Origin of the sequence: Albidovulum sp., from assembly GCF_049646345.1 — a bacterium.
Classification (GTDB): Bacteria; Pseudomonadota; Alphaproteobacteria; order Rhodobacterales; family Rhodobacteraceae; genus Albidovulum.
Map to the genome: position 1 here is coordinate 1 of NZ_JBARVQ010000498.1, position 8,159 is coordinate 8,159.

5 protein-coding genes are annotated in these 8,159 nt (G+C 60.5%); 2 read left to right on the top strand and 3 right to left on the bottom strand.

The window, feature by feature from the left end; all coding sequences use genetic code 11:
• Both WBB85_RS12560 and WBB85_RS12565 read left to right on the top strand, forming a co-directional pair.
• Window positions 1–606 (top strand): hypothetical protein (locus WBB85_RS12560; protein WP_432638949.1); only part of this gene is annotated, 606 nt, incomplete at its 5' end.
• 305 nt (window positions 607–911) lie between these two features.
• Window positions 912–1,898, top strand: coding sequence for a hypothetical protein (locus WBB85_RS12565; protein WP_432638950.1), 987 nt, complete (start codon window positions 912–914; stop codon window positions 1,896–1,898).
• A gap of 320 nt (window positions 1,899–2,218) precedes the next feature.
• On the opposite strand, the gene WBB85_RS12570 is transcribed toward WBB85_RS12565, so the two are convergent.
• The 3 genes from WBB85_RS12570 to WBB85_RS12580 all read right to left on the bottom strand — a co-directional run.
• Window positions 2,219–5,200 (bottom strand): caspase family protein, encoded by a 2,982-nt coding sequence (locus WBB85_RS12570; RefSeq protein ID WP_432638951.1) that lies wholly within the window; start codon window positions 5,198–5,200, stop codon window positions 2,219–2,221.
• Between the two features lie 10 nt (window positions 5,201–5,210).
• Window positions 5,211–6,284: a hypothetical protein gene (locus tag WBB85_RS12575; protein ID WP_432638952.1), complete on the bottom strand. Its 1,074-nt coding sequence runs from the start codon at window positions 6,282–6,284 to the stop codon at window positions 5,211–5,213.
• Window position 6,285: 1 nt separating this feature from the next.
• A partial coding sequence (locus tag WBB85_RS12580) for a hypothetical protein (RefSeq protein ID WP_432638953.1) occupies window positions 6,286–8,159 on the bottom strand: 1,874 nt, incomplete at its 5' end.

Sequence of the window (8,159 nt, forward strand, 5' to 3'; positions counted from 1 at the left end):
GACTTTCTGGTCTGCGGTCTATTGCTGCCGGAGAATTCTGATGCGTTCAACATCGACAATGGCGCGTTGCATATCGGCAGCGTCGAAGTGTCGATAGAGGTGACGCTGGATCGTGACGGAACCCAGACAACGGTAAAGCACACCGCCATCCCCTCGGTGTATTCAGGCAGGTTCGCGACGCTCGGCCTGCCGCTGTTCCTCTTGTCGAGCGCTGCCGAACCGGGCGATCGTCTGACGGTCTTGGTGAGCGATGCGACGGCGGAGCTGAGCGTGAAGGCCGAACCTGGGCAGCTGAACCCGTCGGGCTACGGGCTGATCCGCCTCGACATGCCGAATGACGACAAGATGAAGGCCGAGAAGACCCATGCCTCGCTTCCGCTTTACGGGCGCGGCAGCCGGGCGACGGTGATCGAGATGGTCGATCCGCGCGACATGGAGCTTGGCCGCGTCCGGCAGCGCGCGATGTACCGCTGGCACACCTTCCAGCACGTGCAGCAGGACGAGAACAGCCGGATGACGCTTCAGAAGATCGGCCGCACCGGCTCGACCTGGCTGCCCGGCAGCCTGCGCACCGGCTGGCTCTCTGTCCGGCAAAGGGATGGCTAAAAGCTGTTGGTCACATCGCGATTAGGCTCCAGGCGCACTGATCGTCAAAGTCAGAAAATGACGGTTGCTGCCAGCGCGACGGCGGACAGGAAGGTCCGTGCGCGTCGGATGAGCAGATTGAGCGGTTGAGACGCAGGTGACCTTCCACTTGTTTTGAACCTGAATTTTCAGTAGTATCGAATTCTCCTGTTTCGGTCAGTTGCGATGTCGCAGGGGGATTGATTGTTTTTTCGATCTTTCAATTGAGAGAGTAATATAAACTACGCGTTCAAAAATTCAAATTAACGATTTTAATGGAGGCGCCGATGAAATCATTTGTCTTGGCTTTTGTTACCTTTTTCTGGATGCTGGGCTCAGCCTTTGCTGCAACCATTTTAGAGCCGAGCAATTCAGTCGTTGTCGTCGAGACCGTTGGCGAAATCGCGAATGTTACCGCTTCAAAAGGGACTGCCGTCGTTAATATGGACGAAGATGGTGTGACACGCCTGATCTTCATTGCTCCCAACGACATTCCTCAAGAGTTGGTCGAGCTCTCCTACCAGCTTGATGGAGAGGATCAGAACACAACCTTCCGCATCATCGACGGCGCTTCGGTGTTTGGCAGCAATCAAACTTACGATGCGTCGTTAAAAGCCTTATTTATTCTTTTTGTATTGGCGATCGTCGTCGAAAGTGGGTTGCAACTTCTTTTTCGTTGGCGACCCTATCTCAGGACGTTCAATACCTCAGGGACGAACGCTCTCATCGCTTTTGCTTTTTCCTGGTTCTTCGTCGCTTTCTTTGAGTTGGATATCGCCTCGCGCTTGGTGAATGCCTATTTGGGCATATCCAACGGTTTTGATAACAGCACGGTTGGTTACATTTTGACCGCGATGATCATCGCCGGCGGCAGTGCTGGCGTGAACCGTGTATTTCGCGCTTTCGGCATCCGCCCATTGGGGCCACCGGCCGAAGTTGCTGGACCGAAGGACGACACGACCGCGTGGATTTCTGTCACAATCGCTCGCAATGAAGCGGTCGGGCCGATCACTGTGCTTTATGGTGAGCCGGGTCAGGAAGCCGTTGTTGGGACTGTCAACGGGACGAGCGACCGCGGTTGGTTTTCTAGCTTGTTTCTTCGGAACAAGGGTAGGTTTCCAGAGAGTGGCGGATACAGCGTCAATGCCACAACAGATCAGCGCGCAATCAGAGTTTTCGCGCAAGACAAGGAAGGCAAGCCGATCCCAGTGCTTGTTTGGGGGCCCTTTGCGATTGGGCCCCGTGCCATCATCGATGTTGTTCGCAAAGTCTGAGCATCTATCTGGCGTCTGGATGTACGGAGATTTTAAGAGGACTACTCTTTAAAATGACGCCAATTTTATTTCATGGCACAAAAATTCTTTTCCGAGTGGCCCTATCGTATTATTGCCGTGTCGATACAGCTATCTGTTCATATCTAGAATTTCTATCTTGGTCTTGCGCTGCGCCCCTTTCTTACACGCTGCTTGGCCTTTCGGGCCGCGTTGATCCCCGAAGCGGACCGGTATCTCGCAACTCTCCGCATCGGGCAGAACAAAGCCGCCTCTCGATATTCGATCATGCTACGTCCCCGGCACCTTACATCGCCAGTTTCTCAGTTAGCGCCCACGAATTCTAGGGTTCCGGTGGCGACTCTGGCCAGTTGTCCGCCAATTACAATCTGAATTGCACCGTCCGTTCCGGCGGTGCCGGCGGCGCCCGGGGCTGATTGCTGCCCACTGCTGCCCCCAGATCCATTGCTGGCCGTCTGCCTGCACAATCCGTTTGCCGAGCCCCGGGACGCTCCCGCACCGCCAGAACCCGGCGTACCGGGAGATCCCGGCGCACCGCCATCACCCCCTTGGGCCAGAACTTCGACCAACGCGTCGGGATCAACTTCGCCCAGCCTCACTTCGACCGCTCCGGCATCACCGCCGTCTCCTCCGTTTCCTCCTCGCCCGGCATCACCGCCGGCCCCACCGTTTCCGCCGTTCTGAGGCCCGCGGCTGCAATCGAACGCACCGCTCGAGGCGTTGTTGCCTCGCGCGCCGTTGCCGCCAGCGCCACCTGCCCCCCCCTGGCCGCCCGAGCCCGCGGATTGGCCGGAATTGTCAATCCTCAGCGTGCCGAACAGACGTTCGGCCTCGATCCGGATGTTGCCAGCCGACCCTCCGTCCGAGCCGTTTCCGCCTAATTCGCCGCTACCGCCCGCTGCGCCCGGAGTGCCGGTGCCGCTTCCGGATGATCCGCGCGGGCCAGACGCACCCGCGCTTCCAGGTTGAGCGGAAACGGGGAATGCCTGGATCGTCGCCTGCGCCGCCCGGATCGTATGCGCACGGATAAGAATCGGGTCGCCGCCGGTCACAAAAGATCCATTCAGTATTAACTCGCGGCCGCTGTAATCATACACTTTCGTGCCGTTGACCTCGCGGAGGAACGCCTGATCCAGCTCCGCCGGTTCCAGGACCGTGATCGTTTCGCTTGCGGAGTCACTTTGTCCCCAGCGGTCGCCCACCTTGAAGTGCACGACGTGCCCGCCCGGTGTCGTCGAAGAGAACACATACTCGTCGCTGGTCGAGAGCCGGGCGGGATCGTCGCCGACGCTCCAGACGAAGGTCAAATCGTCATCGTGAGGGAGCCCCTTTAGGTTCACGCTTTCGTTGCGCGACACGACAAGCCTGTCAGCCCGGATCCTTGGCTCCTCCAAGCGTGGGGCCACGACGCGCAGTTCGGCCGTGCCCGTGCCACGTTGTCCGTAGGAATCTGTCACCTCCAGTTCCACAATGTAGTTGCCTGGTTTTTCGGGAAGGAATGTCACGTTCTCCCCCTGACCCTTCCAGACGATGCCACCTTCCAGCAATACGCGCCATTCGTAGGTCTCGGGACGTGGTCCGGGCTCGACCAGCGTCCCGGATGACTCCAGGTCCGATCCGTCTCCAAGCGTAACAACATGCGGGTTCAGCCGTATTCTGGGCTCAGGTGCGCTCGCCTTGTTGACCGAAAACTGGAAGCCGACCTCGGCTCTCTTGGGCCACAGATTGAACAGACCTCCATCGGTGACCAGGTATCTAACGTCGTGTAAACCCGGCAATTCCGGAACGAATCGCAGGTCCCGCCCTATACCATTGAGCTCTCTCACCCAGTCGCCGTCCTCCTGTTTGCGCAGTACCAAGAATTCGTACCTTAAGTCGCCTGACCAGCCGCGATCCTGGGCGGTGACGGTCAGTTCCAGGGGCTCGGGTCGTCTGGACAGGATTAAGCTGTGCCCGCTCGGGTCGCGCAATTCGTGGGCGTTCATCACTTCGAACCCCAGCAGACGTGGGGGCCTTTCGGTCAGTAGCGCCACGCCGAGGGACATCGCCGCGACGGCGATCGCCGCCCCAAGAACCTTCCAAACGGCAGGCGGTTGCCGCGTGGTCCCGTGGTTCCCAGCGAGATCCGGACCTTGTGCGCCAACGGCCTCGTCGATGGGTTTCGCTGGCACCAAGGGAGCTTCGAGGTTCAACTCGTCACTCGCCCGTCTTTTCTGAAGGCTCTCGGCACCCCGAGCGGTGAGAGGACCGAATTCGCCATCCACCGGCCCGCCATCGATGTCTTCGGCATGGCACCAAAGCTGAATGAATGCAATTAGGCGCATGTCGTCATCCCAAGTCTCGATGCCTGCGGGTGCGCCGGGCCAATAAACAAAGGTTTCGTCCAAGGCCCGAAGCATCATTGGCCCGACATCTCCGTCGATCGGGCCATTGTAATGTTTCAGGCCATGCAGCCTTTCCTGCAAAAGTACGATGATGCTCGACCGCAGCCCCGGCACGTCGGGGCGTGGCGGCTGGGGTGTCGAGCGCGCAGGGGCCGGTTCCGGATCGGACGCACCATTGGCTTCGGCGACCGGAATCAGGATGACCGATTCATGCAGTGCGTTCTTGGTCCAGGGGGTCTGCCGGCCTCCGGTTTCCGTCACGACATCCCTGCACACGGTGGTCAGCACGTCGCGGATCTCGGCGCCCGGCGTTGCCAGGTGCCGTGATAAGGCCGCCGTGAATGCGCTCAGGCCGCCGCCTGCATCGAAAGCCACATGCCCTTCCTCGGCGGCATAGGCGATCAGCGCCTGACCAAGATGTTCCGTAGACACCGGCGATAGGCCCATGCGCCCGATCTCGATGCTCTTCGTCCCGTTTCCCGTTTCGCCCATGGCGAACGGGTCGTCGCGGCACGCGTCGAGAAACAACAGGCTCACGCGGGCCTTTGCACGCATCTGGGCCAGAAGGTTGTCGAGCGGGATGGTAATCCGTCCGAAATCTCGCGTATCGACCAGGCGCTCGCTGACCGGCAACATGTGGTTGCTCCCGTCCGGCGCTTGCGCGCCATGGCCCGAGTAATAGAACAGCGCGATTGTATCAGGCCTCAACCGATCGATGAAATCGTCCGTCCGTGAGCGAAAGTCGTGGTAATCACTGTCGAACCCGGGGGCCAGCACCTCGAAGCCGACACGTTCCAGCGTGGTCGCCATTGTTCTGGCGTCGCGTCGCGGAGCATCAAGTCGGGTTGCGTGGCGGTAGGCGCCGTTGCCGATAACCAACGCGATCTTGCGGTCCTGCATCCGGCCCTCCTCAGATTTCCACCGCAAGCCCGGCAGTCGCCGGCGGCTCGGGGAAGACGCATTCATAGGCCCAGCGGGACTTCAGCGCCGAATTGTCCCAGATCTCCGAGTTCGGCTGGCGGGCATTGAAGTAAAACGTCTTGTGTCGCTCTGGGTCGGCTGCCAGCAGGCGGGCCACGGTCTGCGGATCGGGATGGTCGTGCCGCGTGCCGTCTGTCGAAATGGCAAAACGGGTGCAGTCGACCATCTGCATCAGATCGGCCGATGTATTGGCCTTGGACCCATGGTGGCAAAGCTTGAAAAGGTCCAGCTTCAGTCTGTTGTCCGGACCGTGGCCCAGCGCCCTCAGCGACGCCGCCACGCGGGAAGGATGCGCGTCCGCGCCAAGCAGAACGCGCTTGCCTTCGAACTCCGCAAGGAATGCGATCGATGCACCATTGGGCTCGGTACGGTCCTCCTTGAAGGGTTCAGCAGCGAGCGCCTCGACATCGAGGACAGACAGCGCCTCCAGTCCTGGCGGTGCCGCGTCTTCGGCATCGGCATCGCCGCGGCGCAGATTAGCATCCTGCAGCGTGTCCTCCCAATCGGGCTCTAGTCGGGCCAGATCCTCATCCGATGGGCTCAGCAGGATGACAACCAGACCGCCCGGTAAAAGCAACGGGCCCGCCGCCGCGGCGCTATCGACCGAGACCGGACCATAGGCGAAGGCCTGGTTCCAGGGCCAACCGAAGCGCTCGATCCCGTCACTCAGCTTGTTGCCCTGTGCTATCGACAATGGCTCAAGCACGTTTGCGCGTTGTTTGGCCGTGGCGTGGTGTCGGTAACCGTTGAACCAGACATCCCCCGGAGTGAAGGGTGCCGTGGTCTCGCGGACTAAGGGCATCGCCCCCGAGATATGGTCGGCGTCGACATGGCTTATGTTGAAAAGCTCGATTCGATCTGCCTGTGTCAGCCACGGCCTCAGCGCGGCATAGTTTTTAGTGCGGCCCAGGTCGATCACCGCGTGGTGCGGTGCCGCGTCCTTGCCCCAGGACAGGACTAGGGCGTCTCCTTCCGAAGCTTCGTGTAGTGTAAGGCGAAACATCTCAACCGTCTCCTTCAGGCAGCTTCAAGACAGTGAATGTGCCGAGGGGGTCGCTCTGCCACGACCAGCGCTGCGCCTCGGCGGCATGATCTAGTCCCAAAGACTGAAGCCCCTCTGCAAGCCAGTCGACCGCCAGTGAAAAGACCGGCACACCGCGTTTCTGCGCGTCCAAATAGGCAGTTCTTGCCTGACTTCCTTTGCCTGCCATCTGCAGATACCGGCCCAGCGCGACCGCGCCGTCCGGTAGGGTGGGAAACCAGTTGGCCAGGTTCTCCAGCCACCTGGGCTTTAGATCGAAATCCTCTATCCGTCCGCAGGCGATCGCCGTCAGCGCGCCTGCGCAAGCGGCAAGCGAGTTCGAGGTCTTCTCGGACACGGCTTCCTCCACGGCGCTTCCGAGAGCGTGAAGGGCTGTGGCGCTGCTGGCGAAATCGCGTCTGCCCAGGAAGGCCAGGAGGGGTCTCCAGCGCGAGACTTCAACAAAGCTTCGCAGATGGCTTCGCGGTCCCCATGCGGAATCTAACAGCACTGAGGGGTTCCATTGATCGTCCCACCGCCCGCGCATTCCCAAAGTCGGAACAAAGGCAAGTTCGTGCCAGCCATTGCCCTTCGCACGAACCCAGACGGGGCCGCCGGTCTCGCCCGAGAAAATACCGCCAAGGCGCACGTCTGCGTCGTCCTCGACATCGAACAGGAAAAAGCGTCCATCGCTTGGACCCACGGCCAACCGTATATCCGCAACCCCCGCATCCCGGTCGGGCATGCGTCCCGCCGCCACTGACGCTGTCACCAGTCGCACTACAGGGGCTGTTTGGTCGATCCGGGACTCGGTCCGGTCGGTCCCCGGCGGAATAACCCCTGACCGTACCGCATCCAGCATCCACTCGTGAGGTGAGACCGGGCGAGGCACGGTCACCTCCAGTTCATCGCCACCGCGGATATTGACGTTTGCTTCAATCCGAGCGCCATCGGGGCGCACAACTTCGACCCGGTGCAGCCCCGGATCCAGGTTGTTCAGCGGCACGGCCTCGCTGATGCTGCCTGTCGGAAGGTTCGCCATCAAACTGCCGCCGGACGCGCTTTCGAGCATTGGCCCGATACCGCCCGGTGCCATAGGCTGGACGCGTGCCACCCCGTCGTCTGCGGAGAAGCCGCGCAGGAACATCTTGCCCGGGCCATCGCCTTCGCCACGTCCCGATTTTGTCCGCTGGATCGACAAGACAAGCGGGTTTGGTATGGGTTGGAATGCGACGGGTGGCGTCAGTGTCACGTCGCTCCGCGCAAGCTCATTGCCTTCGACATCGCAAAGCCGGATCGAATGTTCGTCAAGCGCTGGAAGGTCGATACGTGCGTGCCGCGCCCCGGGACCGGCGGGACCCCAGTTGGTTCCATTTCCAGAGCCATCCTCAAGCACGATCTTCCAAGGATCGTCCGACCACGGCGGCTCGACCGTCATGAAGAGGGTGACCATGTTGGTCGGAGGAGCCACCGCGACCGAAAAGTCCCTGCTTAACTGAAACTGGGGCAATTGCACCGATGCTCCACCCCTTTCGTTCAATTCAAGGATCTTTCCAGTCACATTGCTGAGCGTTCCCGACCCGATCTGCCAGTTCGAGTTCGGGCTGGCAGCCAAGCCGTTCAGCGCTTCGAGCAGAGCGCTCGTGAAAAGCGTGGGTCCGTCCCTCTTACCGAAGGCTTTTTTTCCCAGAAGTGTGGAGCACATCACTTGCGGCTCTTGCTGTATCTGAGCGCCGGGGATCGGCCCGATCAGGCGATCGCCCAAAGTTTCGGTCGAACTGAAGGTGGCGTTCTCATCGCGGCAGCAATCGAAGATCAGAAGCTTTCCAGCAACGTCGATCTGCCGCAGTGCAGTCA